Annotated in this window: 1 protein-coding gene; it reads left to right on the top strand. The window is 76.2% G+C overall.

Features of this window, described 5'->3' with window-relative positions; all coding sequences use genetic code 11:
* On the top strand, positions 1-559 hold a 559-nt coding region (locus APM_RS12890), incomplete at both ends, for a DUF6600 domain-containing protein (RefSeq protein ID WP_039888622.1).

Below are 559 nucleotides of genomic sequence, written 5' to 3'. Positions count from 1 at the left end.
TGACGTGCCGGATTATGGCGCGATCTGGTATCCGCGGGTCGGGCCCGGCTGGGCGCCGTACCGGCACGGGCACTGGGCCTATGTGCCGCCCTGGGGCTGGACCTGGATCGACGACGCGCCCTGGGGCTTCGCGCCGTTCCATTACGGCCGCTGGCTGCACAGGCATGGACGCTGGGGCTGGCTGCCCGCGCCGGTGCCGGTGCCGCCGCGCGCCCCGCCGGTCTACGCGCCGGCGCTGGTCGCGTTCTTCAACGTGGCGCCGGGGATTTCGGTGGGGGTGGGGCTGAACGGCGGCGCGGTCGGCTGGGTGCCGCTGGCGCCGGGCGAGCCCTTTCTGCCGTGGTACAGCTGCCCGCCCGCCTATGTGGAACGGCTGAACCGGTTCGACGTGCGGGACCCGGCGCGGTATCGCGACCCGCGCGCGCCGGGCTTCGCGGCGGAGCGCCATCCGGCGCGGCTGGCGAACCGGATGGCGGCGACGCTGATCGGGCCCGAGGCGCTGCGGCGGGGCGACGCGGTGGGGCGGTTCGGACATCCGGCGCCGGAACGCGCGCTGGCG

This window comes from Acidiphilium sp. PM, from assembly GCF_000219295.1.
In the GTDB taxonomy this organism is placed as follows: Bacteria; Pseudomonadota; Alphaproteobacteria; order Acetobacterales; family Acetobacteraceae; genus Acidiphilium; species Acidiphilium multivorum.
Note: the sequence above shows the minus strand (reverse complement) of the source record. Positions and strands in the feature narration are given on the sequence as shown.